Here is a 24,752-nt window from a genome sequence, read left to right as displayed (position 1 = left end):
TACATGCTATGGCACATCTACAAGGGGCCGTGGCGATGAACAGAGTGGTCAGCGTCCGCACCGAGGAGCTGGCCGGCCCGGCGCTGCACTGGGCAATCGAAACCATCGAGGGCAGTCCGCAGCCCGCCGCCGGACAGTTACAACTCTTCGCCCAGATCGACGCCGAGCAACTCATCGAGAAGTACGGCGTGTGGGTCGAGCGCGGTTACCACTACGCATGGCTCGCCGCTACAGACCGCGAGCCATGGCACCGCATGGACGGCGAAACCCGAACCATCGCCGTGTTCCGCGCAGTGGTCTGGGCCAAACTCGGCAAAACCGTCAGCGTGCCCGCCGAACACATCCAGCTGTAACCCCCACAACTCAACCAGCCTGCCGGTGAACGGCGGGCGAGGACTTCGCATGCTCGAAACTATCGAGGTGTCGCGCGTGAAGCGCTTCGCCGCAAACACGGCTGGCCGGGATTTCGCGGTCGGCGACATTCATGGGCACTTCACCAGGCTACAGGCCGCGCTTGATGCTGCCGGGTTCGATCCGTCGGCGGATCGCCTGTTCAGTGTCGGCGATCTGGTCGACCGCGGGCCGGAGTGCCGCGACGTGCTCGCCTGGCTGGACAAGCCATGGTTCCACCCGGTGCGCGGCAACCATGACGACTACGTGGTCCGCTTCGACACCTGCGATGCGGAGAACTGGGTCTACAACGGGGGGTCATGGTTCGCCGGGTTGTCGCTGTTCGAGCAGAAAGAGTTCGCCGTGCAGTTCGCCGAGTTGCCGATCGCCATCGAGGTCGAGACGCCGGGCGGGCTGGTCGGGATCGTTCACGCCGATTGCCCGGTGCCGTCATGGGATCAGCTGCGCGCCGAGCTGGAGTCGCCAGAGAGCAACAAGCGGTTAAAGCTGGTGCAGAACAGCTGCATGTGGTCGCGCAGCCGTATTCAGGACGGCGAGACGTGCGACGTTGAAGGTCTGCGCGCCTTGGTAGTTGGCCACACCCCGCTGCGCCAACCGGCCGTGCTCGGGAACGTCCACTACATCGACACAGCCGGATGGATGGACGGCCACTTCACCCTACTGAATCTCGCCACGCTTCAGTGCACACCACCAATCAATCCCGAGCTCAGTCACGACTGGGACTAATCACCTTCTGCCGCCAAGCGCGGTACGGAGCACTTATGTCTGCAGAACTAGCGCAGGCGCCCTCCCGGCCCCGGCGCGAAAGCATCCTCCCTCGTTTCATCCGTGCCGGTGCTGCGCCCATCTACTTGGGTATGTGCCGCGCCGAGTTCGACAAAACCGTGCGCCCTTATGTCAGCGAGTTCCCCATCGGCGAGCGCGGTGTCGGCTTCGACCGGCAGGAGCTGGATGACTGGGCAACGGCGTACGTCGAGGCCAAAGCAATTGATAAAAAACGCGCCCCGGAGCAACAATTGCCCCGCAGCGAGCGCCTGAAAGGAGATAAATCATGGCGCGAAAATCGATCACAGGCCTCTCCGAGAGGAAAGGCATCTGGCATATCGACAAGAAAATCAACGGAGAACGACTTTACGAAAGCACTGGAACTGGTGACCGGGAAGAAGCGGAACGCTACCTGATCTTCAGGCTGGAGCAGATCCGCCAGCAGAAGGTGTACGGCGTAAAGAAGGTCAGGATCTGGCGGGAGGCGGCGACTCGCTTCCTGCTGGAGTTCAAAGACCAGCCTTCAATCAAGCTTTCGGCGCACCACCTTTCTCAGCTGGACCCGTTCATAGGCGACATGCCGCTGACCCACATTGATGACCAGGCCCTGGTGCCATTCATCAAGGACAGGTTGGCAACCAAGAAGCTGGCGGACGGGGCGGTAAAGAAAGGTGTCAGCAACAGAACGGTGAATATCTCGATCGAGCGTGTGGTTCGGGTTTTATCTTTGTGTGCCAGGAAGTGGCGCGACGATGAGCGCAGGCCGTGGCTGGATAGCGTGCCGATGCTCACGAAGCTGGAAGAGAAGAAGTCGAGCCGCAAGCCGTACCCGATGTCATGGCAGGAGCAGTCGATTCTATTTGCGGAATTGCCGGCTCACCTACAAACGATGGCGCTGTTCAAGGTGAACACCGGCACCCGGGAGCAGGAAGTCTGCAAGCTGCGATGGGATTGGGAGATTTCGGTACCGGAACTCGGGACCAGTGTATTTCTGATACCGGCTGATTTTGGCGGGAGACACGAACGGTCCGGAGTGAAAAACGGTGATGAGCGACTGGTCGTGCTCAACAACGTGGCGAAGTCGATCATCGACAAGCAGCGGGGCCAGAGCAAGGAATGGGTTTTCCCTTACAACGGCAACGCGATTCACCGGATGAATGACTCGGCTTGGAAGAAGGCGCGGGTGAGAGCGGCGAAACTCTGGCAGGAGGAAAACCTTCGCCCCGCTCACCCAGGTTATGCATCCATCAGGATTCATGACCTCAAACACACATTTGGCCGTCGGCTACGCGCAGCAGGCGTCACCGAGGAAGACCGCAAGGCACTTCTGGGCCACAAGAACGGCAGCATCACCAGTCACTATTCGGGCGCTGAGCTCGAACATCTGATTGAAGCTGCGAACATGGTATCAGCAACCGATTCGCGCGGACCGGTCCTGACAATCTTGAAGAGGAAACAGGCGTGAAAAATCGAGAAGTCACGCAAAAGTCACGCACATGAAAAAGCCCAACTCGCGAAATCTGGGCTAAGTCATTGAAAAATATGGTCGGGACGGAGTGATTCGAACACTCGACCCCTAGCACCCCATGCTAGTGCGCTACCGGACTGCGCTACGCCCCGACTAGGCGTGAAACCTGTTCCTCATCTCGAGGAACGCTCAAGAATATATCGCAAGCTTTTGAAAACTGGAAGTATTTAAAAGCAGGAATTTATTTCTTGAGTACCACCAGAACATCTTCGAGCTCGGCGATCATCTGGCGGATCATTTGCTTGTATTGGGTGGTGTCGTCTTTGGCTTCATCGCCGGACAAGCGCAGGCGCGCTCCGCCGATGGTGAACCCCTGATCGTAAAGAAGCGCGCGGATCTGCCGGATCATCAGCACGTCCTGGCGCTGATAATACCGGCGGTTTCCGCGGCGTTTGACAGGGTTGAGTTGAGGAAACTCCTGCTCCCAGTAGCGCAGCACGTGTGGTTTTACCGCACACAGCTCGCTGACTTCACCAATGGTGAAGTAGCGTTTGCCCGGGATGACGGGGAGCTCGTCGTTATGACTTGGTTCCAGCATAAGCCTCAACTCGGGCCTTCAACTTCTGCCCTGGACGAAAGGTGACCACACGGCGAGCCGTGATCGGGATTTCTTCCCCCGTTTTCGGATTGCGGCCAGGCCGCTGGCGTTTGTCCCGAAGGTCGAAATTGCCGAAACCGGACAATTTGACTTGTTCGTTGTCTTCGAGAGCGTGCCTGATTTCTTCAAAAAACAGTTCGACCAATTCCTTGGCCTCCCGTTTGTTCAGGCCCAGCTCTTCATACAGACGTTCCGCCATCTCAGCTTTCGTCAGAGCCCCCATACGTCACTTCCTTAACGTGGCGTTCAACCTTTGTTCGAGCGAGGTGAGGATGTTTTGCGTTGCGGTATTCACCTCATCGTCATTAAGAGTGCGCGATGGATGCTGCCAGGTCAAGCCGACTGCAAGGCTTTTTCTATCAGGATCAATGCCTTTACCCTGATACACGTCAAATAGCCTGAGGTCTGTCAGCCATTCGCCTGCATTTTCACGGATTACATCCAGTACAGCCGTGGCTGCAACGTCTTTGTGCGCAATCAGTGCAAGGTCACGACGCACTTCAGGAAAGCGCGATAACTCGTGGAATTTTGGCATTTTGCCCGACGCGACTTCCGCCAGAACCAACTCGAAGACGAAGACCGGACGGTCGAGACCGAGGGTTTTCGACAACTCAGGATGGATCGCGCCAATGAAGCCGACCAGGCGACCGTCACGCTCGATGCGCGCGGTTTGACCCGGGTGCAACGCTGGGTGCTTGCCCGGCACGAAAGTGAACGCATCCAGGGCACCGGCAAAACCCAGAACCGCTTCCACGTCTGCCTTGACGTCGAAGAAGTCGACGGTATCGCGACCCTGCGCCCAGCCTTCCGGCAGGCGACTACCGCAAACAACACCCGCCAACATCGGCTCTTGCTTCAGACCTTCAAGCTGGCCAACGAAACGCAGGCCGCTTTCGAACAGACGCACGCGATCCTGCTGACGGTTCAGGTTGTGCTGAAGCGCCTTGACCAGACCTGGCCACAGCGACGAACGCATGGCGGCCATGTCATTGGAGATCGGATTGGCCAGCAGCAACGGCTCAACACCCGGATTAAACAGTTCGAACTGTTTCGGATCGATGAAGCTGTAGGTAATTGCTTCCTGATAACCACGAGCAACAAGCAGGCGGCGCAGTTCAGGCAAATCGCTACGGGCTTCTGCCTTGGCTTGCGGCGCGAGACGCGCTTGCGGATAACGAACAGGCAAACGGTTGTAGCCGTACAGGCGTGCCAGCTCTTCGATCAGGTCGACTTCCAGGCTGATATCGAAGCGATGGCTCGGTACATCCACACGCCACTGCCCTGCCCCGTCGGCAGTAATGGTCAGGCCCAAGGCATTGAGCAGACACTCCACTTCGGCCGAATCCATTTCCATACCCAGCATCTGGGTAATGCGCTGGGCACGCAGGGTGATCGGAGCAATTTTCGGCAGGTGTTGTTCGCTGACGGTCTCGATGATCGGACCCGCTTCACCGCCGGTGATTTCCAGCAGCAAGCCAGTCGCGCGCTCCATGGCTTCGCGGGCCAGTTGCCAGTCCACACCGCGCTCATAGCGATGGGATGCATCGGTGTGCAGGCCATAGGAACGGGCCTTGCCTGCTACGGCGATCTGGTCGAAGAAGGCGCTTTCCAGGAACACATCACGGGTGGTCGCGGAAACACCGCTGTGCTCGCCACCCATGACGCCGGCGATTGCCAGTGCGCGGGAGTGGTCGGCAATCACCAGCGTATCGCTACGCAGGCTGACTTCCTGACCGTCGAGCAGCACCAGCTTCTCACCCTCTTCGGCCATGCGCACACGGATGCCACCGTTGATTTCGGCGAGATCGAAGGCGTGCAGCGGCTGACCCAGTTCCAGCATCACGTAGTTGGTGATGTCGACGGCAGCATCGATGCTGCGCACATCTGCACGACGCAGGCGCTCAACCATCCACAGTGGCGTAGGCTTGGACAGGTCGACGTTACGAATCACACGACCGAGGTAGCGCGGGCATGCGGCGGGCGCCAGCACTTCTACCGAACGCACTTCATCGTGCGCGGCAGGAACCGAAGCCACGACCGGGCGGACCACCGCAGCGGCGTACAGTGCACCAACTTCACGGGCCAGACCGGCCAGGGACAGGCAGTCACCACGGTTCGGGGTCAGATCGACCTCGATGCTGGCGTCTTCCAGGTCCAGATAAACGCGGAAATCCTTACCTACCGGCGCATCGACCGGCAGCTCCATCAGACCGTCATGACCTTCACCGACCTGCAGCTCGGATTGCGAGCACAGCATGCCGTTGGACTCAACGCCCCGCAGCTTGGCCTTCTTGATCTTGAAGTCGCCTGGCAGCTCGGCGCCGATCATGGCGAAAGGAATCTTCAGGCCCGGGCGCACGTTGGGCGCACCGCAAACAACCTGGAAGGTTTCCGAACCGTTGCTGACCTGGCACACGCGCAGTTTGTCGGCATCCGGGTGCTGCTCGGTGCTCAGCACCTCGCCAACGACCACGCCACTGAAAACACCGGCGGCCGGCGTAACGCTATCGACCTCAAGACCGGCCATCGACAGACGGGCAACCAGCTCGTCGCGACTTACCTGCGGGCTAACCCAGCCACGCAGCCATTGTTCACTGAATTTCATCCTGCTCTCCTAAGAATTCGTTACGACTAGCGAAATTGCGCGAGGAACCGCAAGTCGTTGTCGAAGAACAGACGCAAGTCGTTCACGCCGTAACGCAGCATGGCCAGACGCTCTACGCCCATGCCGAAGGCAAAGCCCGAGAACTCTTCCGGGTCGATCCCGGACATGCGCAGCACGTTCGGGTGAACCATGCCGCAGCCCATCACTTCCAGCCAGCCGGTCTGCTTGCAGACGCGGCAGCCTTTACCGCTGCACATCACGCATTCCATATCGACTTCAGCGGATGGCTCGGTGAACGGGAAGTACGAAGGACGGAAACGCACCGCCAGTTCCTTTTCGAAGAACACCCGCAGGAACTCTTCGATGGTGCCTTTGAGGTCGGCGAAATTGATGTCGCGATCGATCAGCAAGCCTTCGACCTGGTGGAACATCGGCGAGTGGGTGATATCGGAGTCGCTGCGGTATACACGGCCTGGACAGACGATGCGGATCGGCGGCTGTTTCGACTCCATGGTGCGGACCTGTACCGGCGAGGTATGGGTGCGCAACAGCATGTTCGCATTGAAATAGAAGGTGTCATGCATCGACCGGGCCGGGTGATGGCCTGGGATGTTGAGCGCTTCGAAGTTGTGATAGTCGTCTTCGACCTCCGGGCCTTCGGCGATGCCGTAGCCAATACGGGTGAAGAACTGTTCGACGCGTTCCAGAGTGCGGGTAACCGGATGCAGACCACCGGAGGTCTGACCACGGCCAGGCAGGGTCACGTCAATGGACTCGGCAGAGAGTTTGGCAGCCAGATCGGCTTCTTCAAACAATGCCTTGCGCGCATTAAGGACCTCTGTGACACGCTCCTTGGCAACGTTGATCAGCGCACCGACCTGCGGACGCTCTTCTGCCGGCAAATTCCCCAGGGTCTTCATCACCTGAGTCAATTCACCCTTCTTGCCAAGGTAGTGAACCCGGATTTGCTCCAGGGCATTGATATCTTCAGCGCTTTGCACAGCCTCTAGTGCTTGAGAGACGAGCGCATCCAGGTTTTCCATGTACAGACTCCAGATACAAAATAGGGGAAGAGCTTGAAGGCTCTTCCCCTATTTATGACGTTTAACACCTGGCCCCACAGATGCGAGGCCGGGTGACTGTCGGGGGTACTTAAGCCAAGGTGGCTTTAGCTTTCTCGACAATCGCAGCAAACGCCGCTTTTTCGTTCACTGCCAGATCAGCCAGAACCTTACGGTCGATCTCGATGGACGCTTTTTTCAGGCCGGCGATGAAACGGCTGTAGGACAGACCGTTGATACGAGCACCAGCGTTGATACGAGCGATCCACAGAGCGCGGAACTGACGTTTTTTCTGACGACGGTCACGGTAGGCGTATTGGCCTGCCTTGATTACCGCTTGCTTGGCAACACGGAATACGCGGGAGCGTGCGCCGTAGTAGCCTTTAGCAAGTTTCAGAATTTTTTTGTGACGCTTACGGGCAATGACGCCACGCTTTACACGAGCCATGAGTTACTTCCTCTATTCTTGACTAAAATTAACGAAGGCGCAGCATGCGCTCGACTTTTGCCACGTCAGACGGATGCAGCAAGCTGCTACCGCGCAGTTGACGCTTACGCTTGGTCGACATTTTGGTCAGGATGTGGCTCTTGAAAGCGTGCTTGTGCTTGATACCGTTAGCAGTTTTCAGAAACCGCTTAGCAGCACCACTTTTGGTCTTCATTTTTGGCATGTTCGGATACTCCGCATTCAGTTGATAAACATAATCAGAAGGCCTGCCGTGCCCTGTTGATTACTTCTTCTTTTTCGGGGCGATGACCATGATCAGCTGGCGTCCTTCCATCTTAGGATGCTGTTCGACCGAACCGTACTCGAGCAAGTCACCTTCAACTCGCTTGAGGAGTTCCATCCCCAGCTCCTGGTGGGCCATCTCACGGCCGCGGAATCGCAAGGATACCTTGGCCCTGTCCCCATCACTCAGGAAACGTACCAGGTTGCGCAGTTTTACCTGGTAATCCCCTTCCTCCGTCCCTGGACGAAACTTGATTTCTTTAACCTGAATCTGCTTCTGGTTTTTCTTGGCCGCAGCAACCTGCTTCTTCTTTTCGAAGATCGACTTGCCGTAGTCCATCAGTTTGCAAACAGGGGGTACTGCATCGGCGGAAATCTCCACCAGATCCAGCTTGGCCTCTTCAGCCTTAAGAAGCGCGTCTTCAATTGACACAATCCCAAGCTGTTCACCTTCAGCCCCAATTAACCGAACCTCGCGTGCCGAGATATTCTCGTTGATCGGGGCTTTCGGTGCAGCTCGTTTATCTTGTCTCATTTCACGCTTAATAATAATTACTCCGAATCTGGGCGACCACGCCGGGAAACCGCTTGCGCGAGAAACTCAGCGAACTGGGCGACGGGCATCGAGCCCAGGTCAGCACCTTCACGAGTACGCACAGCGACAGTCTGCATCTCGACTTCCCGATCTCCGATAACCAAGAGATAAGGAACCTTGAGCAAAGTATGCTCGCGGATTTTAAAGCCGATCTTTTCATTTCTCAAGTCAGACTTGGCACGAAATCCGCTTTCGCTGAGGGTTTTTTCAACTTCAGCGGCAAAATCGGCCTGTTTATCAGTGATATTCATCACCACTGCCTGGGTCGGCGCCAGCCACGCAGGGAATGCACCCTCGTAGTGCTCGATCAGAATTCCGACGAAACGTTCGAAGGACCCCAGGATCGCCCGGTGCAACATGACCGGGTGCTTGCGGCTGTTGTCTTCGGAGACGTATTCGGCTCCCAGACGGACAGGCAGGTTAAAATCGAGCTGCAGGGTACCACACTGCCAGACGCGACCAAGGCAATCTTTCAGCGAGAACTCGATCTTCGGACCGTAGAACGCACCCTCGCCCGGCTGCAGATCGTACGGCAGGCCCGCGCTATCAAGGGCTGCGGCCAGTGCAGCTTCGGCGCGATCCCAAAGTTCGTCGGAACCTACGCGTTTTTCCGGACGAGTGGACAGCTTCATCTCGACATCTTTAAAGCCGAAATCGGCGTAGACGTCCATGGTCAGCTTGATAAACGCGGCGGACTCGGCCTGCATCTGCTCTTCGGTGCAGAAGATGTGGGCGTCGTCCTGGGTGAATGCGCGCACACGCATGATGCCGTGCAAGGCACCCGATGGCTCGTTACGGTGGCATGCACCAAACTCAGCCAGGCGCATCGGCAACTCGCGGTAGCTTTTCAGGCCCTGGTTGAACACCTGCACGTGGCAAGGGCAGTTCATTGGCTTGATCGCGTAGTCGCGGTTTTCCGACTGGGTGKTGAACATGTTGTCGGCGTAGTTGGCCCAGTGCCCGGATTTCTCCCACAGGCTGCGGTCAACGACTTGCGGCGTCTTGATTTCCAGGTAGCCGTTGTCGCGCTGAACCTTGCGCATGTACTGCTCGAGCACCTGGTACAAAGTCCAGCCGTTCGGGTGCCAGAACACCATGCCCGGCGACTCTTCCTGGGTGTGGAACAGGCCCAGGCGCTTGCCGATCTTGCGGTGGTCGCGCTTTTCGGCTTCTTCAATGCGCTGGATGTAAGCCGCCAGTTGCTTCTTGTCCGCCCATGCGGTGCCGTAGACGCGCTGCAATTGCTCGTTCTTGGCATCGCCACGCCAGTAGGCGCCGGACAGCTTGGTCAGCTTGAAGGATTTCAGGAAGCGGGTGTTCGGCACGTGCGGACCGCGGCACATGTCGACGTATTCTTCGTGATAATACAGGCCCATGGCCTGCTCGTTCGGCATGTCTTCGACCAGGCGCAACTTGTAGTCTTCGCCACGGGCCTTGAACACTTCGATCACTTCGGCGCGCGGAGTGACTTTCTTGATCACGTCGTAATCTTTCTCGATCAGCTGCTGCATGCGCTGTTCGATGGCGGCCAGGTCGTCCGGGGTGAAAGGACGCTCGAAGGCGATGTCGTAATAAAAACCTTCGTCGATGACCGGACCGATGACCATCTTGGCGGTCGGGTACAACTGCTTGACCGCATGGCCAACCAGGTGGGCGCAAGAGTGGCGAATGATCTCCAGCCCCTCTTCATCCTTTGGCGTGATGATTTGCAGCGACGCGTCGCTGTCGATGATGTCGCTGGCGTCGACCAGCCTGCCATCGACCTTGCCGGCGACGGTGGCCTTGGCCAGGCCAGCACCGATGGATGCGGCGACCTCGGCTACGGAAACCGGGTGATCGAATGAACGTTGACTACCGTCGGGAAGAGTAATAGTTGGCATGGCGCCTCCTCTCCTAGTGGTGACCCCTACCAAAGGTCACGTGGGTTGGGATGAGCCAGTACAAGATCCGGTCCAGGCCATTCAATGACGAACGCCTGCCTTACAGCGGCAGGAGCCTTGCGGCCAACCGGAAAACCGAACCAGAGTGACTGGGATTCAAATCAGGGTTAATCGCGCATCTGCCGCTACCGGGACTGAAGGTCCGTCGGAGCCTGCAAACGCCCGAGCGGGGCATGCTAGCACAGATGAACGGTTGTCGACTTGCACGCATTCAGGCCGTGAAGATTTCCTCACTTTTCAGGCCCGGAGTGAACTTGAGATATACGAGCCACCTCAAATTGACTGAGAATCGCCACAGATATCGACCCCAAGGAGTTCCAGTCATGCGCCTTATCCGTCTTTTTGCTATCGCTGCCCCGCTAGCCTTGCTGCTGCCACTGAGCGCCCACGCTGCCTGGCCAGCAGGCTTGAAAGCCAAATACATGACAGATTGCTCAGAGGCGGCCAGCAAAAGCATCAACCCGTCCGAAGCACAGAAGCACTGCGCGTGCGGCGCCGACGTCCTGGAGAAGAAATTCACCACGCAAGAGATCGCGCAACTGATGGACCCGAAAACACCGCCATCAAACGAATTGGCGCAGCGCGCACTGACCGAAATCTCGGTGTGCAAAGCCAAGAAATAACGCATTCAAGTAGAGATTTTGAAGGTTCGAAGGCCAAAATCAGCCGAAAAACTGCTGATTCACATAATTTATGCAGCTTTTATGGCTTTTTTTAATCGCTCTTTTTTAGGCGAAAAGCCGCTTAAACCGGGGCCTTCAGCCATTTGGCGCAACGAAAAGTGTGCGATAGAAGAGCAAACAGCTCGCCCGGGGGGCTCCCAAAGCGAACATTTCGACTATGATACTCGGGTGTGCCCAGTTGGCCTGAGCAGCACAGTACTACTGAAAATATATGTTTCTTGGAGATACACCATGTCTAATCGCCAAACCGGCACCGTTAAATGGTTCAACGATGAAAAAGGCTTCGGCTTCATCACTCCTCAAGGTGGCGGTGACGACCTGTTCGTACACTTCAAAGCTATCGAAAGCGACGGTTTCAAAAGCCTGAAAGAAGGCCAGACTGTTTCCTTCGTGGCTGAGAAAGGCCAAAAGGGTATGCAAGCTGCTCAAGTTCGCCCAGAGTAATTTCCAGGCGCACTAAAAAAACCCCGTCCATGTGACGGGGTTTTTTATGGCTGAAACAAAAGCCGGGCGATCAGCCGCAGTTGACGCGGGTCACTACCCGGCTGGCATCGGTGTTCAGGTTCAGGCGATCGGAACGGTACTCCAGCGTCACCATATCGGTTGGCAGCAGGAACCGTGCACTTTGCGCCCCTGCGCGGGTACGCGCCTGCTCAAGCAGCTGCGGCGATGCCTGTTTACCGATGGTGAACTCGGCAGCCTTTGCCTCACAGCGACTGTGACCCGTGTCAGTCGTCGCAACATCCGTTGTTGCCGGCTCCGTAGAGGTAGTGCTGCAACCGGCCAGCATGGCAACGGCCAACAAAGTACCCAATGACGCGAGCTTCCAAGGCATGAAGCCTCCTTATTCAATGATTAAGCTGAGATCGTGCGACAACCAGACTGGCGTTTGGTTTCACAGGGAGCACTAGGGGGCGTTCTCAATTAGTTTCCCTACCGCGCCGGGTCTGCTGTTGTGCAGGGCAAGGCGTGAGAAGCGCAGTTTGGTCATTCCAAATCAGCTTCGAGCAACACAGCCCTGCACAACAGCAGGCCCGGCCCTTCGGGTTGTGCCTTAAAGCTGGCCATGCTGCGTTGCAGGCCTTGGAAAGGGAACAACCATTCCCAGCGGCCTACGCCTTGCCTGGCCAGCTTTAAGGCGACAACGCGGTGGGGAAACTAATTGAGAACGCCCCCTAGCACCCTGCCCATGATCCGGACGAGCCGCGATTCTGCCTGAGCGCCGCCCTCCCCTTAATCATTGAATCGTGACTGAATATGAAAAACGTTCAATAGATGTCGATATAGTCGAAAGGCGGATTGGGCCAGTTCTCTTTCAAGGCATTGAAGATTTGCATGACCCAGACTTCATCGCTGGCCGCGACCCGCCCGACGTAGCCTGAGCCCTTGGCCCAGGTTTCAAGACGAAACAACAACCCGTCGATATCGGTGCCGCCCACGACACCCGAGGAGATGTAGGCAATGCCTCCTTTGGTGACCCGCAACTGGGTGTGCTCATCGTCGCTGGCGCCGGCCAGCAACTGACGCACCGCCTCAAGGGTCAGGCCATCCGGGGAGTTCAAATCGATCTGCACAGCGCGTTCCTTGAATATTCGTCAGAGGCCAAGTGTCGCACAGCCCTCCTTTCATGCCTAAGTCGACGTGTCAAAAGCCCCGCAAAATGGTTAACTCGGCACTCAGACTTCCCCGACCTCACGAGCGCCATCATGACCACCGTAAGCATCGACGCTGACATCAAGGCCAAGTGGCAAGACGGCCACAGCTCCTACAGCCCAAGCAGCACGGAAGAGCTCGCCATTATCGGTATCGACCTGCTGGTCAGGGACCTTGGAACCGAAGCCGCCCAATCGTTCATCGAGCAGATCTTCGAGAAACATCTTTCGGACCAAAAGACCTAAGCGGTTAGCGCGAAGGAGTGAAACCACCTGCGGGAGATGATGCTTATTTCAGGCGGGCCAGGCGCTCGGTCAGCAGATCGAAGAAGCCCTGGGCATCACCGCTTTCAACCCAAAAGGCGTTCTTTGGCGCTTTCAAGCCGTCATACCAGTCGACGATGGTTTGTCCAAAGGTCGGTCCTTCGCGGCTGTCGACCACCACGTTGACCGAGCGACCGCTGAACAACTGCGGCTTGAGCAGGTAAGCGACAACCGTGGCGTCATGCACCGGGCCGCCCGCAATGCCGTAGTGTTCCATGTCGCCTTTGATGTATTCATTGAGAATGTCGCCCACCAGACGGCTGGCGTTGTTGTTCAACGCGGCAATCTGGTTCAGGCGCGCTTCGCTGGTAAGGATCTTGTGGGTCACATCCAGCGGCAGGTAGGTCAGCTTCACGCCACTGTTGAGCACCACTTCGGCCGCTTGCGGGTCGGCGAACAGGTTGAACTCGGCCACCGGTGTGATGTTGCCGCCGTTGAAGTGCGCGCCGCCCATGACCACCACTTCCTTGATGCCCTGAACGATACCCGGCTCCTGGATCAGCGCCATGGCCAGGTTGGTCTGTGGGCCTAGCATGGCGATGGTAATGCTGTGAGGCCTGGCCGATTTCAGGGTATCAATCAGGTAGGTGATGGCGCTGCCCTTGGCCAGGCCTTGCCTGGGCTCATGCACGGCAATGCCCGACAACCCTTCCTTGCCATGAATGTCCTCGGCGTAGATGGGTGTGCGCATCAGGGGCTTGGGCGCCCCCGCATAGACCGGAACCTCTTCGCGCCCCGCCCACTCCCGGGCCAGTCGCGCATTGCGCGAGGTCTTGTCCAGGCGAACGTTGCCCGCAACGGTGGTCAATGCGCGGACATTCAGCTCGTCCGGCGATGCCAGGGCGAACAACAGGGCAACGACGTCGTCAGCCCCCGGATCGGTGTCGATGATCAAGTCGATCTTTGGTGCCGCCTGGGCGTTGGTTGCGGTAATCAGGGACAAAAGCAGCAGGCTCCGGAGCAGTGGGTGCAGTTTCTGAGCATAGCGATACGGGGCGCACTCCTTGTGCCGGGGACATCAAAACGCGGACAGCCAGTCAAAACGTAACGCCGGCGACCAGCACAATGTTGCAGTACGGCTGGCACTCGCCTGTACGAACTATCGCCCTCGCTTGTCGGCTCAGGACCTTGAATTGTTCATGGGTGAGCACCTCACGCCGACCCAACGCGCCGTCACCGTTCAGCTCCTCCAGCGCGACCAGGGCCGACGGCTTTTTATCGAAGATTTCCTGAGCCAGCACATGGCTTTCGACCTGCATCTCGCTGAGCACGACCTTCAAGGTGCTGACAAAATCCGGAATGCCATGGGTCAAGGCCAGGTCGATCAATTCAACGCCCGGTGGAACCGGCAGCCCCGCATCCCCGATGACGACCCTGTCGCCATGCCCCAATGAAGCGATCAGCCGTGACAGCGCAATGTTGAGCAGGGGTGTCTTTTTCATGGGATTTTAAACGCCTGTACATCGCTCAAGGCGGGAATCGACGGTTGCGCGCCGGCACGGGTGACCGACAGCGCCGCGGCCACCTGTCCGAAGCGGATCGCCTGCGCCTCATCGTTACCCGCGGCCAAGGCCGCCGCGAAGCCGCCGACGAACGTATCGCCGGCCGCCGTGGTATCGACAGCCTTTACCGCGGGCGCGGGGAAATGTTCGAAGCGTAGGCCATCGGCAAACAGCGAACCTTGCGCACCGAGGGTGATGATCACCTTGCCGGCGCCCAGGGCAATCAGGCGGGTCGCCGCGGCTTGTGCGGTTTCCAGGGAGTCTACCGACAGACCGCTCAGGGCCGACGCTTCGCTTTCGTTGGGAATCAGGTAATCGATAGACGCGTACCAGTCCGCTGGCAGCGGACGGCTGGCCGGTGCCGGGTTGAGGATGACCGTCTTGCCCAGCTCGCGGCCGCGCTTGAGCGCATGACCAACAGAAGCATCGGGCACTTCCAGCTGACAGATGAGCACGTCCGCCGCGCGTATCACCGAATCAAAACGGTCAATGGCTTCAGCGGTCAATGCACCGTTGGCACCGGGGACGATCACGATGCTGTTCTGACTGCTGTCATCGACCACAATCAACGCCACGCCGCTGGAACCCTCAACGGTACTGACCGCCTGACAATCGATCTGCTCGGCCAACAGCGCCCCGCGCAACGCCTCACCATAAGCGTCACTGCCCACGCACCCGATCATCGACACCTGGGCTCCCAGCCGCGCCGCAGCCACGGCCTGATTGGCGCCCTTGCCGCCGGAGACGGTGGTAAACGACTCGCCAATCAGCGTTTCACCGCCCTTGGGCAAGCGTGGCGCCCGGGTCACCAGGTCCATGTTCAAACTGCCTATTACTACTACTTTTGCTGGCATACGTTGCTACTCATCGATTCTGTTTCGGCGGCGCTGTGGGTTCAGCGGCTTTCTGTTTTCAACGGCTCTCTGTTTTCAACGGCTTTTTGTTTCAACGGAATTGGGCAAACACGCCGGCCAGCGGCGCCGTCGATTCGCGCATGACGATACTCGGCGTCACGATCCGCTGATCGGTCGCCAGGCCCGGCGTGGCGATTCGCCGTAAAAGCACTTCGGCGGCCATTTCGCCGAGCTGCAGGATCGATTGCCCGACCGTGGTCAACGACGGGTAGACATACCGACTCATCTGGATATCGTCGAAGCCGATCACCGACAACTCGCTCGGTACGCGAATATTGCGCTCGGCGGCGGCCCGTAGCACGCCGATGCCGATCATGTCGTTGGCCGCAAAAATGGCGCTAGGCGGATTGCTTTCCAGCAAAATCGCGGCGGCGCTGTAACCGCCGGTGCTGGTGAAATCGCTTTCCAGCATGCGCCCGGGAGAGACTTCGACGCCCGCCTCCTTCAAGGCCCGGCGATAACCCGCCAGACGCATCTGCGCCACACTGGTGTTTTCCGGCCCGCTGATCGTGGCGATATCCCGGTGTCCCAACTCCAGCAGATGCCGGGTCGCCAGATACGCGCCGTATTCATGGTCTATGCGCACCAGGTCCGCATCGACACCGTCCAGTCCGCGGTCGACGATCACCATGGGTGTGCGGACGCCTTTCAGGCCTTGTGCCAAGCCACTGTCGCCACCGGCCGAGGCGACAATCAGGCCGTCGATGCGTTTTTCCAGCAGCACACGCAGGTAACTGCGCTGCTTGTCCGGATTGTCGTCGGAGTTGCACAGGATGACGCAGTAACCGTTTCGCTCGCAGTAATCCTCGATACCTCGGGCCAGTTCGGCGAAATACGGGTTGAGGCTGTTGGGCACCAACAGGCCGATGGTCGCCGTGGTCTTGGCCTTGAGCGAACGGGCCACGGCGCTGGGGACGTAGTCGAGGGTCTGGATTGCCGCCTCGACCTTGATCCGGACTTCTTCACTGACCGGGCGGGTCTTGTTCACCACATGGGACACCGTGGTGTAGGAAATGCCGGCAAGGGCTGCCACATCTTTGATAGTCGCCATGACTCAGGTCCGCCGGCTTGCGCGTTGACTGCGATAAGTATCCAGCACCACCGCCACCACGATCACCGCGCCGGTAATGATGCGTTTGGTCGGCTCGGTTGCCCCGATCTGCGCCAGCCCCGCGGCCAGCACGGAAATAATCAGGACGCCAAAAAACGTGCTGATCACCGAACCGCGCCCGCCCATCAGGCTGGTCCCGCCGATCACGACGGCTGCGATCACCTGCAACTCAAGGCCGGAGCCAGCATTCGGGTCGGCGGCTTCCAGGCGAGAAATCTGGAACAACGCGGCAATACCGGCCAGCAACCCCATCAGGCTGAAGACCAGGATTTTGTAAGGCTTCGGATTGATCCCCGCCAGTCGCACGGCCTCTTCGTTGGTGCCGATACCGATCAGGTAGCGACCGAACACCGTGCGGGTCAACACGGCCTGGGCGATGAAAATGATCAGCAACGCAATGATGAACGACGGTGAAATGCCGAAGGCGATCGGATTGGACAACCAGGCGAACGCATCGCCGATATAGGCCGTACGCGAACCGGTCATCTGGTACGCCACCCCGCGAGCCATTTCCAGCACGCCCAGGGACACGATGAACGACGGAATCCGCCACGCCACAGTGATCGAGCCGGTGATGGTACCGGCGAGCGCCGCGACGGCCATGCCCAGCAGCGCCGCCGGCAGCACGCCCCAGCCCCATCCAAGAATCGCCACGCTCACGGTCGAGGCCGCCAGCGCCAGCACCGAGCCTACCGACAGGTCGATGCCTCCGATGATCAACACAAAGGTCATGCCGACCGCCAGCACCATCAGGTCCGGAATCTGGTTGGCCAGGGTGCTGAAAGTATCGTAGGACAGGAAGTGACTGCTCAGCACCGAGAACAGCACGATCATCGCCAACAAGGCACCCGCCAGGCCCAGATAGGTGCCCAGGCCGTAGAAGTTGCCACTGCGTGTGCCGGCGAAAGAAGCGGTTTTCATGGAAGATCCCTAGGCGCGGCTTCAAAGAGCTGCGCATCACGTTTTTGGTAGCCGACGAAAGCAGCGGCGAGCAACTCATCCTGGGTCCAGTTGTCGCGATCGAATGTATCGATCAGCCTCCCCGCCGAAAGCACGCCGATCCGGTCGCAGATCAGCATCAGCTCGCGCAAGTCGCTGGAGACCACCACCAGCGCCTTGCCCTGGCGGGTCAACTCGCCGAGCAGGTTGTAGATATCGAACTTGGCGCCGACGTCGATGCCGCGGGTCGGCTCGTCGAACAGCAGCACCGAGCAATCGCGCTCCAGCCAACGGCCGATGACGACCTTCTGCTGATTGCCGCCGGACAGCTCGGACACCAGCTGTGCCGGACCGGAACTGCGAATGCGCATGGCGTCGATCTGACGCTGGGCCAGGGCGCTTTCGCCATCGTTGTCGACAAACCCCGCACTGGAGATGCCGGGCATGTTGCCCAAGGCGATATTGGCGCTGATCGACTGCGTCAACAAAAGACCTTCACCCTTGCGATCTTCAGTGATCAACGCGATGCCATACCCGACCGCATCCACCGGCGAACGCACATTGATGACCTGCGCCGGCGCCCCCAGGGCAATCGTGCCGCTGTCGGCGATATCGGCACCGAAGATCAGACGCAGCAATTCGGTGCGCCCCGCGCCGATCAAACCGGAAATGCCGAAAATCTCTCCGGCACGGACTTCGAACGACACGTCGCGAACCTTGTCGGCACGGCTCAGGCCCTTGACCGTCAACGCCGGAGCGCCGATCTTGCGCGCCCCCAAATCGATGTGTTCGCCAAGCTCGCGACCGACCATCAGCGTGACCAGTTGCTCGCTGTTGTAGTTGGCCATCGGCTCGACACAAACCAGGTTGCCATCGCGCAGCACGGCAATGCGTTGCGCGACTCGCGCAAGTTCTTCGAGGCGATGGGAGATATAGATGATCGATACGCCGCGCGCCTGCAGGCGGGTGATCTGCTCGAACAGCATTTCGACTTCGCGTGCAGTGAGCATCGCGGTCGGCTCGTCGAGAATCAGCACATGACAATCGCCAATCAGGTTGCGGGCGATCTCGACCATTTGCTGGTGGCCGATACCCAGTTCGCCGACCAGAGTATCCGGGTCAATGGCGTCGAGCCCGACATGCGCCATGGCCTCGATGGCAGCCTTGCGCAACTGCTTGCGACTGATCCAGCCGCCTTTGCTGGGCAGGTTGTCGAGAAACAGGTTTTCCGCCACCGACAAGGTCGGCAGCAGATTGAGCTCCTGCATGACCATGCGGATACCCAGCGCTTCAGCCTGAGCCCGACTACCCGGACGATAGTCCTGCCCCTGAAACTGCATCTGGCCGGCGGTCGGCGTGACCAGCCCGCCAATAATCTTCGAAAGCGTGCTTTTGCCTGCACCGTTCTCGCCGGTCAACGCCAGCACTTCCCCGCGCATGAGCGTCAGGTCGATGCCGGCCAGGACCGGTTGGGCGTAGGTCTTGCCGATACCGCTGACCGAGAGGACAGCGTTCGGAGTGCAAACTGACATAAAAACTCTCCATGCGCTCGTCCGGCTGGACGAGCGCCGTTGCGTCGCCAGAAGGCTACTTGGTGACCAGCTCTACCGGCGTTTCGATCACGCCATTGGCGCCGCCGTCGACCTGCTCGCCCTTGAGAATCTTCAATGCAGTCTCGATGCCGAACACCGCCTGTTTGGCCGCAAACTGGTCCGCGGTGGCCAGCACGCGACCATCCTTGAGCATTGGCTGGATGGCATTGATATTGTCGTAGCCGACCACCTGCACCTTGCCGGCCTTGCCTGCGGCGCGCACCGCAGACACCGCACCGACCGCCATGCTGTCGTTGCCGGCCAACAGGGCCTTGGTTTGCGGGTATTCGCTGAGAATCGATGCAGCTACCTTGTTGCCCTTGTCGATCTCCCAGTCGCCGGATTGCAGGGACACGACCTTGATCTGCGCCGCCTCCATCGCATCCTTGAAACCTGCGGTCCGCTGCTGGGCATTGGTGGTGGTGGACACACCTTCGACGATGCCGACTTCGTCACCGGCCTTCAGCTGTTTGGCCAGGTAATCCCCCACCAGCCGTGCGCCCTTGCGGTTGTCCGGGCCTACGAACGGAACATTGATGTTTTTGCTTTTGACCACGGCGGGGTCCAGCTGGTTGTCGATGTTGATCACGGTGATACCGGCATCGATGGCTTTCTTGATCACCGGGACCATGGCCTTGGAGTCTGCCGGCGCGATCACCAGTGCGTTGACCTTGGCCAGGATCATTTGCTCGACGATGCGCGTCTGGCCTGCGGTGTCGGTTTCATCCTTGATGCCGTTGGAGATGAGCTCGAATTCGCCGGAGTGATCTTTCTGGTAGGCCTTGGCGCCGTCTTCCATGGTCAGGAAGAACTCGTTGGCCAGGGATTTCATGACCAGTGCGACTTTCGGCTTTTCAGCGGTTTCAGCAAAAGCCGAAGAGACAGGCAATGCAGCGGATGCGGCAGCCAGCATAGCGACAGCGAGAAGACGTCCAGCGAATGGCAGCTTCATGGGTTCACTCCGATCTTATGATTATTGTGAGCAACGCTTGCGCTGGCGTAAGCTTCACGACCCACCGCGATGAAAAGTCATCACTGTCGTCGCGCAAACGTTTGCGTGAACCAAACTATGCGAACCCTGCCGGTATTTGTCAACGACCGGAAAAGTGCTTTCACGGATGTTTAGCGAAAAACAGCATTCAGCTCATGCCGTGGTGTTGACCACCGATCCCGTGCCAGAACCCTTGGCCAGCTCCTTGATCAGGCTCGCGCTCACTTGCAGGATGGCGCCGTTGGTGTCGGCAACCTGCCCCTCAATGGCCGCTACCGCGGTGGTCTTGGCTTGCGGAGTCGGATAGGACGCCGCCTGGGTTTGCGCCAGTTGCTGCTGTTGCTCGCGCAATTGCTGCTGCAACTCCTTCAGACGCTTGAGCAGGACCTTCACCGTAACGCTGGTGTTGTCGCTGGTTTGCGATTCGGCCTGTGCGCCGGCACTTTCTCCCAGACCTACCGGGCCCGTCTTGACCTGGGTGCCGTCACTTTCCTTTGCACCCGGCGTTTGAGCAGCCGCATCAGCTGTCACATCGCCTAAAGCACGAATGGTCGTCGCAGCCTTTCCCCCGATGGTGATGCCCGCGGCATTTGGGAAGCCAATAGATAACGACATGTGAACTCCTGCAGAAAAAGATCCCTTGAAGGAGCATCGACCGACGCGGGTGCTTCTTTAGTCGTTAGTGATGATTTGACCCGTTGAAATCTTAAACAAGACCGCGATCCGTTTCGGAGAGCCGAACGCAAAAGTTAAACATGTTCGGCATTCCGGACGCCCCGACCCCGGAACCGCCCCGGACACAAACAGCAATACCGTTACAAATCATTAACTTAAGCGTGTTTTTCGATTCAGAGTATTACTGGTACAGATCCTGCTCTTCCTCTCGCACCCTCGGCGTTCAGATTCGCCCGGGGCGCATCTAGATGAACTTGCATCTGCACCGTCTCACAACTAGAAGAGAAAAATAATGACATCTGCACTCAAGACCTTTGTTCCGGGCGCCTTGGCCCTCCTGCTGCTTCTGCCTACCGCCCTTCAGGCCAAAGAAGCCGAAACCCAACAGAAACTGGCCAACGTGGTAATCCTTGCCACGGGCGGCACCATTGCCGGCGCGGGCGCCAGCGCCGCCAACAGCGCGACCTATCAAGCGGCGAAAGTCGGCATTGAACAGTTGATCGCCGGCGTTCCAGAACTGAGCCAATTGGCTAACGTTCGCGGTGAACAGGTCATGCAAATCGCCTCCGAAAGCATCACCAACGAAAACCTGCTGCAACTGGGTCGCCGCGTAGCCGAACTGGCCGACAGCAAAGACGTCGATGGCATCGTGATCACCCACGGCACCGACACCCTGGAAGAAACCGCGTACTTCCTGAACCTGGTGGAAAAAACCGAGAAGCCGATCATCGTCGTGGGCTCCATGCGCCCGGGCACCGCGATGTCCGCCGATGGCATGCTGAACCTGTACAACGCGGTGGCCGTGGCCAGCAGCAAAGACGCGCGGGGCAAAGGTGTGCTGGTGACCATGAACGATGAAATCCAGTCGGGTCGCGACGTCAGCAAAATGATCAACATCAAGACCGAAGCGTTTAAAAGCGCCTGGGGTCCGCTGGGCATGGTAGTAGAAGGCAAATCCTACTGGTTCCGTTTGCCAGCCAAGCGTCACACCATGGATTCCGAGTTCGACATCAAGACCATCAAGAACCTGCCTGACGTCGAAATCGCCTATTCCTACGGCAACGTCAGCGATACCGCCTACAAGGCCCTGGTTCAATCCGGCGCCAAAGCCATCATCCACGCTGGCACCGGCAATGGCTCGGTATCGTCGCGGGTAGTCCCAACCCTGCAAGCCTTGCGCAAGGACGGCGTGCAGATCATTCGCTCCTCCCATGTCAACGCTGGCGGCTTTGTATTGCGCAACGCCGAACAGCCTGACGATAAATACGACTGGGTCGTGGCCAACGATCTGAACCCGCAAAAGGCGCGGATCCTGGCGATGGTCGCGCTGACCAAAACCAACGACAGCAAAGAGCTGCAACGGATGTTCTGGGAATATTGATTCGCCCTCGCCCGACCGGATCCGGTCGGGCACCCCGTGCGCCATTCGCCAGCCTTGGCGATTGGCTGCCGCTGGATCTGACAAAAAAACTCCCTTCGTCTTACGCCAAATGGAAAAAACCGCTGTCAGAGGATTTTCTTGATTTTTAAGCAGTTGCGAAATGTCCTACAGTTAAATACTGTATGCACGTACAGCCTAATAAGGATAATTCCGTGGACACCACCTCCTCCTCTCCTGACACCTATGTACGCATGGGCCTGCGCGTTCAGAAAATCATCAACTCTCCCACCGCACAAAAGGCCAGGGCAGCGCTGATCTTCCGCCTTCCTGACGAGCCGGTGGATGAATGGGAACGCTTGCTGGAAGAAATCGACGAAAACGACAACGTCACCCTCGCCTATCGCGACGATGGCGGCGTGCAGATTTTCTGGGTTGTGCCGAAGGAAGATTGAGTCGATGAGTGCCCGCTGGTTTGCTTTGCTGTTCCTGTTTTTTGTCGTGGGCGCGCAAGCCGACGCTCCGCGCACCTTCACCGAAGCGAAAAAGGTGGCGTGGAAGCTCTACGCTCCCCAGTCCACCGAGTTTTACTGTGGCTGCAAGTACACCGGCAACCGGGTGAACCTTGCTGCCTGCGGTTATGTGCCACGTAAAAATGCCAAACGCGCAGCCCGCATCGAGTGGGAGCATATTGTTCCGGCCTGGCAAATCGGCCATCAACGCCAGTGCTGGCAACAGGGCGGCCGCAAGAACTGCACCCGCTACGACCCGATTTACCAGAAGGCCGAGGCTGATTTGCACAACCTGGTGCCCAGCATTGGCGAGGTCAATGGCGATCGCAGCAACTTCAGTTTCGGCTGGCTGCCCGAGCAGTCGGGACAATATGGATCCTGCCTGACCCAGGTCGACTTCAAGGCCAAGAAAGTCATGCCCCGCCCTTCCATTCGCGGCATGATCGCCAGGACCTACTTCTACATGAGCAAGCAATATGGCTTGCGCCTGTCGAAACAGGATCGGCAACTGTATGAAGCCTGGGACAAAACCTATCCGGTACAGGCCTGGGAGCGCCAACGCAACCAGAGCGTGGGGTGCGTCATGGGGCGCGGCAACGAGTTCGTTGGCCCGGTAGACATGAAGGCCTGCGGTTGAATCCAGACACTGAAACAAAAAAGGCCTCGGGGCTAAACACCCGAGGCCTTTTTTGTTTCTTCAACGTCAGCGCTACAGAACGTTATTGAGCGGCCGGACGCTCAAGCACCAGCAATTCGATGTTCTGTTTCTTCGAGCGAGTGAGCGCGGCGCGGACTTCATCCTGCCTGGCTTCGGCCTCGGCTTTCGAATTGAACGGCCCCATCAGGATTCGGGTATTGCCATTCTCCTTGACGACGCTGGACATGAAACTGTGCTCGATCAGCCAGCCACTCAGATCGCTGACTGCCTGAGGGGTTTCACCTCGCACTTCAAGATCCCATTGCGGGCCGGACACTGGCGCGGGTACCGCAGCCATGGCCGGCTTAGGCTTCGGTGCATCCACACTGCTGCCCTCGCCACATCCCGCCAGCGCCAATATCGCGACGACCAAAACCATTTTGCGCACGGCGTTTCCCTCTAAATGCCTAAAGCGCAGATTTTAACATCCATGAATACTTCGCGAGTGCCGTAAAATGGACTCAAAACAACGAGAATGATGGTTGCGGCCTCTGTATAGTTACGCCTTGGGAATTAATGCCGCATCTGCGCGTCAGAAAGAGGCACCCAAACCGTGAGACTTCGCACTAATCTATACATACCACCGACCTCTGCACTGTCCGAATCAGGTGCCCCACAAAGCAATCAAGGAGAAGACCATGCTGATACTCACCCGCAAAGTCGGTGAAAGCATAAACATTGGTGATGACATTACGATCACCATCCTGGGCGTAAGCGGCCAGCAAGTCAGGATCGGCATCAACGCCCCGAAGGACGTTGCAGTGCATCGAGAAGAAATTTATCAGCGCATTCAGGCCGGCCTCACCGCCCCGGAAAAGCCGCAACCCTGAATTCTGCTGTAGTCAGTAGCCAGCCCGTTCAGCCCGGAACCACGGCTGGCTAAAGATTCATCACCCCATTGCCCTCCGCTTGCGCCCCCACTCAAACCCCAGGGGCCGATACTAGCGGCAAGCTCCACTCTTTTGCTGTCAGACTTTTCTGGTTTACCCCAGGGAAGGACGCGTTCGCTGCGTGGTTAACCAAGCATCACGCCACGTGCCATGCCAGTCGCCGCCACCACCATCAACAGCACCAGCAGCGCCTCGATATGACTGATCCGTGCAAACAGCTTCGCACGGCCGGTATCGACAGCCACTTTACGGCCCAGCGCTATCCGCCACTTGATCAGCGTCACCATGGGTGCGATTTCCAGCAGCAAGATCAGGACGAACAGCGTCATCTTCAGATGAAACAGCGGCTGATGCAGGTAATAGTCCGTGCCTTTCTCGTACCCGCCAAACGCTCGCATCCCCCCACTGATCAGTAAAACGACAGCTGAAATACCCCAGATATTGTCCGCCATCAGAACACTGCGCACTTCTGCCGCCCCTTCGGCCAAACGCCGAAAAGCCGTGCCTCGAACCAACACCGCCCAAAATCCCAAGGCCAATGCCAGAAGATGAACCGCCGCCAGAAACCAGTGAGTCAGCATCGAGAAACTCCTGCCAGGTCGAAGTTGTATGAGCCTGTCAGTAGTAGCCCATGAAATGGCTGCTTGCACGGCATCTGC

The 24,752-nt window shown here is 58.3% G+C and carries 31 protein-coding genes and 1 tRNA gene; 11 read left to right on the top strand and 21 right to left on the bottom strand.

Going from position 1 to position 24,752, the window contains the following annotated elements; genetic code table 11:
• The first annotated feature begins 35 nt into the window (after positions 1-35).
• The 4 genes from AC1DVE_RS03705 to AC1DVE_RS03690 are packed head-to-tail and all read left to right on the top strand — an operon-like array spanning position 36 to position 2,641.
• A complete protein-coding gene (locus AC1DVE_RS03705) occupies positions 36-353 on the top strand; it encodes a hypothetical protein (protein WP_477783754.1) in 318 nt (105 codons plus the stop codon).
• 49 nt (positions 354-402) lie between these two features.
• Positions 403-1,137: a metallophosphoesterase gene (locus AC1DVE_RS03700; protein WP_477783753.1), complete on the top strand. Its 735-nt coding sequence runs from the start codon at positions 403-405 to the stop codon at positions 1,135-1,137.
• A gap of 35 nt (positions 1,138-1,172) precedes the next feature.
• Positions 1,173-1,592 carry a hypothetical protein gene (locus tag AC1DVE_RS03695; RefSeq protein WP_323626311.1) on the top strand — a complete coding sequence of 140 codons (420 nt, stop codon included), beginning with the start codon at positions 1,173-1,175 and terminating at the stop codon, positions 1,590-1,592.
• Positions 1,478-2,641: a tyrosine-type recombinase/integrase gene (locus tag AC1DVE_RS03690; protein ID WP_477783784.1), complete on the top strand. Its 1,164-nt coding sequence runs from the start codon at positions 1,478-1,480 to the stop codon at positions 2,639-2,641. Before AC1DVE_RS03695 ends, AC1DVE_RS03690 begins: the two co-directional genes overlap by 115 nt.
• Positions 2,642-2,719: 78 nt before the next feature.
• Here the strand turns inward: AC1DVE_RS03690 and AC1DVE_RS03685 are convergent.
• The 9 genes from AC1DVE_RS03685 to thrS form a co-directional block, all read right to left on the bottom strand.
• Positions 2,720-2,796 (bottom strand) — tRNA-Pro (locus AC1DVE_RS03685).
• A gap of 89 nt (positions 2,797-2,885) precedes the next feature.
• On the bottom strand, positions 2,886-3,242 hold the full coding sequence (locus AC1DVE_RS03680) for a MerR family transcriptional regulator (protein ID WP_003179985.1): 357 nt from the start codon (positions 3,240-3,242) through the stop codon (positions 2,886-2,888).
• The gene (gene ihfA / locus AC1DVE_RS03675) at positions 3,223-3,525 is read right to left on the bottom strand and encodes an integration host factor subunit alpha (RefSeq protein ID WP_002553164.1); all 303 of its coding nucleotides are present in this window, start codon (positions 3,523-3,525) and stop codon (positions 3,223-3,225) included. Before ihfA ends, AC1DVE_RS03680 begins: the two co-directional genes overlap by 20 nt.
• A gap of 3 nt (positions 3,526-3,528) precedes the next feature.
• Positions 3,529-5,907, bottom strand: a complete 2,379-nt coding sequence (pheT, locus tag AC1DVE_RS03670; RefSeq protein ID WP_477783752.1) for a phenylalanine--tRNA ligase subunit beta — start codon at positions 5,905-5,907, stop codon at positions 3,529-3,531.
• 26 nt (positions 5,908-5,933) lie between these two features.
• The gene (gene pheS / locus AC1DVE_RS03665) at positions 5,934-6,950 is read right to left on the bottom strand and encodes a phenylalanine--tRNA ligase subunit alpha (RefSeq protein WP_007975711.1); all 1,017 of its coding nucleotides are present in this window, start codon (positions 6,948-6,950) and stop codon (positions 5,934-5,936) included.
• A gap of 109 nt (positions 6,951-7,059) precedes the next feature.
• Positions 7,060-7,416: a 50S ribosomal protein L20 gene (rplT, locus tag AC1DVE_RS03660; protein WP_007905879.1), complete on the bottom strand. Its 357-nt coding sequence runs from the start codon at positions 7,414-7,416 to the stop codon at positions 7,060-7,062.
• A 28-nt stretch (positions 7,417-7,444) separates the two neighbouring features.
• Positions 7,445-7,639 (bottom strand): 50S ribosomal protein L35, encoded by a 195-nt coding sequence (gene rpmI / locus AC1DVE_RS03655; RefSeq protein ID WP_002553160.1) that lies wholly within the window; start codon positions 7,637-7,639, stop codon positions 7,445-7,447.
• A gap of 60 nt (positions 7,640-7,699) precedes the next feature.
• The gene (gene infC, locus AC1DVE_RS03650; RefSeq protein WP_172668659.1) at positions 7,700-8,251 is read right to left on the bottom strand and encodes a translation initiation factor IF-3; all 552 of its coding nucleotides are present in this window, start codon (positions 8,249-8,251) and stop codon (positions 7,700-7,702) included.
• Positions 8,251-10,173 carry a threonine--tRNA ligase gene (gene thrS, locus AC1DVE_RS03645; RefSeq protein WP_477783751.1) on the bottom strand — a complete coding sequence of 641 codons (1,923 nt, stop codon included), beginning with the start codon at positions 10,171-10,173 and terminating at the stop codon, positions 8,251-8,253. Before thrS ends, infC begins: the two co-directional genes overlap by 1 nt.
• Positions 10,174-10,556: 383 nt before the next feature.
• On the opposite strand from thrS, the gene AC1DVE_RS03640 reads away from it, so the two are divergent.
• Together AC1DVE_RS03640 and AC1DVE_RS03635 are read left to right on the top strand one after the other, a co-directional pair.
• Positions 10,557-10,856 (top strand): hypothetical protein, encoded by a 300-nt coding sequence (locus tag AC1DVE_RS03640; RefSeq protein ID WP_477783750.1) that lies wholly within the window; start codon positions 10,557-10,559, stop codon positions 10,854-10,856.
• Between the two features lie 291 nt (positions 10,857-11,147).
• Complete coding sequence (locus AC1DVE_RS03635; RefSeq protein WP_003179963.1) at positions 11,148-11,360, top strand: cold-shock protein; 213 nt, start codon at positions 11,148-11,150, stop codon at positions 11,358-11,360.
• Positions 11,361-11,430: 70 nt separating this feature from the next.
• Here AC1DVE_RS03635 and AC1DVE_RS03630 read toward each other — a convergent pair whose 3' ends face one another.
• The gene (locus AC1DVE_RS03630; protein WP_223454354.1) at positions 11,431-11,751 is read right to left on the bottom strand and encodes an I78 family peptidase inhibitor; all 321 of its coding nucleotides are present in this window, start codon (positions 11,749-11,751) and stop codon (positions 11,431-11,433) included.
• 433 nt (positions 11,752-12,184) lie between these two features.
• Positions 12,185-12,490, bottom strand: coding sequence for a hypothetical protein (locus AC1DVE_RS03625; RefSeq protein ID WP_150727144.1), 306 nt, complete (start codon positions 12,488-12,490; stop codon positions 12,185-12,187).
• 132 nt (positions 12,491-12,622) lie between these two features.
• Between AC1DVE_RS03625 and AC1DVE_RS03620 the strand changes: the two genes are divergently transcribed.
• Positions 12,623-12,814 carry a hypothetical protein gene (locus tag AC1DVE_RS03620; protein ID WP_046041585.1) on the top strand — a complete coding sequence of 64 codons (192 nt, stop codon included), beginning with the start codon at positions 12,623-12,625 and terminating at the stop codon, positions 12,812-12,814.
• A 43-nt stretch (positions 12,815-12,857) separates the two neighbouring features.
• Here AC1DVE_RS03620 and AC1DVE_RS03615 read toward each other — a convergent pair whose 3' ends face one another.
• The 8 genes from AC1DVE_RS03615 to AC1DVE_RS03580 form a co-directional block, all read right to left on the bottom strand.
• Positions 12,858-13,835: a nucleoside hydrolase gene (locus AC1DVE_RS03615; protein ID WP_223454352.1), complete on the bottom strand. Its 978-nt coding sequence runs from the start codon at positions 13,833-13,835 to the stop codon at positions 12,858-12,860.
• Between the two features lie 94 nt (positions 13,836-13,929).
• A complete protein-coding gene (gene rbsD / locus AC1DVE_RS03610) occupies positions 13,930-14,334 on the bottom strand; it encodes a D-ribose pyranase (protein WP_223454350.1) in 405 nt (134 codons plus the stop codon).
• Positions 14,331-15,248, bottom strand: coding sequence for a ribokinase (gene rbsK, locus AC1DVE_RS03605; protein WP_223532639.1), 918 nt, complete (start codon positions 15,246-15,248; stop codon positions 14,331-14,333). Before rbsK ends, rbsD begins: the two co-directional genes overlap by 4 nt.
• A 91-nt stretch (positions 15,249-15,339) precedes the next feature.
• Entirely contained in the window at positions 15,340-16,359 is a 1,020-nt protein-coding gene (locus AC1DVE_RS03600) for a LacI family DNA-binding transcriptional regulator (protein ID WP_223532637.1), read from the bottom strand.
• A 3-nt stretch (positions 16,360-16,362) separates the two neighbouring features.
• On the bottom strand, positions 16,363-17,340 hold the full coding sequence (locus tag AC1DVE_RS03595) for an ABC transporter permease (protein ID WP_150752675.1): 978 nt from the start codon (positions 17,338-17,340) through the stop codon (positions 16,363-16,365).
• The gene (locus AC1DVE_RS03590; protein WP_477783749.1) at positions 17,337-18,890 is read right to left on the bottom strand and encodes a sugar ABC transporter ATP-binding protein; all 1,554 of its coding nucleotides are present in this window, start codon (positions 18,888-18,890) and stop codon (positions 17,337-17,339) included. Before AC1DVE_RS03590 ends, AC1DVE_RS03595 begins: the two co-directional genes overlap by 4 nt.
• Positions 18,891-18,945: 55 nt before the next feature.
• The gene (locus AC1DVE_RS03585) at positions 18,946-19,902 is read right to left on the bottom strand and encodes a sugar ABC transporter substrate-binding protein (RefSeq protein WP_223454342.1); all 957 of its coding nucleotides are present in this window, start codon (positions 19,900-19,902) and stop codon (positions 18,946-18,948) included.
• A gap of 192 nt (positions 19,903-20,094) precedes the next feature.
• On the bottom strand, positions 20,095-20,556 hold the full coding sequence (locus tag AC1DVE_RS03580; RefSeq protein ID WP_223454341.1) for a hypothetical protein: 462 nt from the start codon (positions 20,554-20,556) through the stop codon (positions 20,095-20,097).
• 352 nt (positions 20,557-20,908) lie between these two features.
• Between AC1DVE_RS03580 and AC1DVE_RS03575 the strand changes: the two genes are divergently transcribed.
• The 3 genes from AC1DVE_RS03575 to AC1DVE_RS03565 all read left to right on the top strand — a co-directional run bounded on the left by AC1DVE_RS03575 (position 20,909) and on the right by AC1DVE_RS03565 (position 23,143).
• A complete protein-coding gene (locus AC1DVE_RS03575; RefSeq protein ID WP_223532635.1) occupies positions 20,909-21,997 on the top strand; it encodes an asparaginase in 1,089 nt (362 codons plus the stop codon).
• A gap of 182 nt (positions 21,998-22,179) precedes the next feature.
• Complete coding sequence (locus tag AC1DVE_RS03570; protein ID WP_223454337.1) at positions 22,180-22,449, top strand: DUF1654 domain-containing protein; 270 nt, start codon at positions 22,180-22,182, stop codon at positions 22,447-22,449.
• Positions 22,450-22,453: 4 nt separating this feature from the next.
• Positions 22,454-23,143 carry an endonuclease gene (locus tag AC1DVE_RS03565; protein WP_223454335.1) on the top strand — a complete coding sequence of 230 codons (690 nt, stop codon included), beginning with the start codon at positions 22,454-22,456 and terminating at the stop codon, positions 23,141-23,143.
• Between the two features lie 82 nt (positions 23,144-23,225).
• Here AC1DVE_RS03565 and AC1DVE_RS03560 read toward each other — a convergent pair whose 3' ends face one another.
• Positions 23,226-23,591 (bottom strand): SPOR domain-containing protein, encoded by a 366-nt coding sequence (locus AC1DVE_RS03560; protein ID WP_223454333.1) that lies wholly within the window; start codon positions 23,589-23,591, stop codon positions 23,226-23,228.
• A 250-nt stretch (positions 23,592-23,841) separates the two neighbouring features.
• On the opposite strand from AC1DVE_RS03560, the gene csrA reads away from it, so the two are divergent.
• On the top strand, positions 23,842-24,033 hold the full coding sequence (gene csrA, locus AC1DVE_RS03555; RefSeq protein ID WP_053161267.1) for a carbon storage regulator CsrA: 192 nt from the start codon (positions 23,842-23,844) through the stop codon (positions 24,031-24,033).
• Between the two features lie 185 nt (positions 24,034-24,218).
• Here the strand turns inward: csrA and AC1DVE_RS03550 are convergent, their stop codons facing one another.
• Positions 24,219-24,674: a DUF2214 family protein gene (locus tag AC1DVE_RS03550; protein WP_223454331.1), complete on the bottom strand. Its 456-nt coding sequence runs from the start codon at positions 24,672-24,674 to the stop codon at positions 24,219-24,221.
• Between the last annotated feature and the right edge of the window lie 78 nt (positions 24,675-24,752).

It is taken from the genome of Pseudomonas sp. P4_B4 (genome assembly GCF_056402255.1).
Note: the sequence above shows the minus strand (reverse complement) of the source record. Positions and strands in the feature narration are given on the sequence as shown.

What these genes read in the sequence shown, in the direction of transcription:
- AC1DVE_RS03705 (WP_477783754.1), top strand. Translation starts at nt 36, where the DNA reads ATGAACAGAGTGGTCAGCGTCCGCACCGAGGAGCTGGCCGGCCCGGCG.
- AC1DVE_RS03700 (WP_477783753.1), top strand. Translation starts at nt 403, where the DNA reads ATGCTCGAAACTATCGAGGTGTCGCGCGTGAAGCGCTTCGCCGCAAAC.
- AC1DVE_RS03695 (WP_323626311.1), top strand. Translation starts at nt 1,173, where the DNA reads ATGTCTGCAGAACTAGCGCAGGCGCCCTCCCGGCCCCGGCGCGAAAGC.
- AC1DVE_RS03680 (WP_003179985.1), bottom strand. Translation starts at nt 3,242, where the DNA reads ATGCTGGAACCAAGTCATAACGACGAGCTCCCCGTCATCCCGGGCAAA.
- ihfA (WP_002553164.1), bottom strand. Translation starts at nt 3,525, where the DNA reads ATGGGGGCTCTGACGAAAGCTGAGATGGCGGAACGTCTGTATGAAGAG.
- pheT (WP_477783752.1), bottom strand. Translation starts at nt 5,907, where the DNA reads ATGAAATTCAGTGAACAATGGCTGCGTGGCTGGGTTAGCCCGCAGGTA.
- pheS (WP_007975711.1), bottom strand. Translation starts at nt 6,950, where the DNA reads ATGGAAAACCTGGATGCGCTCGTCTCTCAAGCACTAGAGGCTGTGCAA.
- rplT (WP_007905879.1), bottom strand. Translation starts at nt 7,416, where the DNA reads ATGGCTCGTGTAAAGCGTGGCGTCATTGCCCGTAAGCGTCACAAAAAA.
- rpmI (WP_002553160.1), bottom strand. Translation starts at nt 7,639, where the DNA reads ATGCCAAAAATGAAGACCAAAAGTGGTGCTGCTAAGCGGTTTCTGAAA.
- AC1DVE_RS03640 (WP_477783750.1), top strand. Translation starts at nt 10,557, where the DNA reads ATGCGCCTTATCCGTCTTTTTGCTATCGCTGCCCCGCTAGCCTTGCTG.
- AC1DVE_RS03635 (WP_003179963.1), top strand. Translation starts at nt 11,148, where the DNA reads ATGTCTAATCGCCAAACCGGCACCGTTAAATGGTTCAACGATGAAAAA.
- AC1DVE_RS03630 (WP_223454354.1), bottom strand. Translation starts at nt 11,751, where the DNA reads ATGCCTTGGAAGCTCGCGTCATTGGGTACTTTGTTGGCCGTTGCCATG.
- AC1DVE_RS03620 (WP_046041585.1), top strand. Translation starts at nt 12,623, where the DNA reads ATGACCACCGTAAGCATCGACGCTGACATCAAGGCCAAGTGGCAAGAC.
- rbsD (WP_223454350.1), bottom strand. Translation starts at nt 14,334, where the DNA reads ATGAAAAAGACACCCCTGCTCAACATTGCGCTGTCACGGCTGATCGCT.
- rbsK (WP_223532639.1), bottom strand. Translation starts at nt 15,248, where the DNA reads ATGCCAGCAAAAGTAGTAGTAATAGGCAGTTTGAACATGGACCTGGTG.
- AC1DVE_RS03600 (WP_223532637.1), bottom strand. Translation starts at nt 16,359, where the DNA reads ATGGCGACTATCAAAGATGTGGCAGCCCTTGCCGGCATTTCCTACACC.
- AC1DVE_RS03595 (WP_150752675.1), bottom strand. Translation starts at nt 17,340, where the DNA reads ATGAAAACCGCTTCTTTCGCCGGCACACGCAGTGGCAACTTCTACGGC.
- AC1DVE_RS03590 (WP_477783749.1), bottom strand. Translation starts at nt 18,890, where the DNA reads ATGTCAGTTTGCACTCCGAACGCTGTCCTCTCGGTCAGCGGTATCGGC.
- AC1DVE_RS03585 (WP_223454342.1), bottom strand. Translation starts at nt 19,902, where the DNA reads ATGAAGCTGCCATTCGCTGGACGTCTTCTCGCTGTCGCTATGCTGGCT.
- AC1DVE_RS03580 (WP_223454341.1), bottom strand. Translation starts at nt 20,556, where the DNA reads ATGTCGTTATCTATTGGCTTCCCAAATGCCGCGGGCATCACCATCGGG.
- AC1DVE_RS03575 (WP_223532635.1), top strand. Translation starts at nt 20,909, where the DNA reads ATGACATCTGCACTCAAGACCTTTGTTCCGGGCGCCTTGGCCCTCCTG.
- AC1DVE_RS03570 (WP_223454337.1), top strand. Translation starts at nt 22,180, where the DNA reads ATGCACGTACAGCCTAATAAGGATAATTCCGTGGACACCACCTCCTCC.
- AC1DVE_RS03565 (WP_223454335.1), top strand. Translation starts at nt 22,454, where the DNA reads ATGAGTGCCCGCTGGTTTGCTTTGCTGTTCCTGTTTTTTGTCGTGGGC.
- csrA (WP_053161267.1), top strand. Translation starts at nt 23,842, where the DNA reads ATGCTGATACTCACCCGCAAAGTCGGTGAAAGCATAAACATTGGTGAT.
- AC1DVE_RS03550 (WP_223454331.1), bottom strand. Translation starts at nt 24,674, where the DNA reads ATGCTGACTCACTGGTTTCTGGCGGCGGTTCATCTTCTGGCATTGGCC.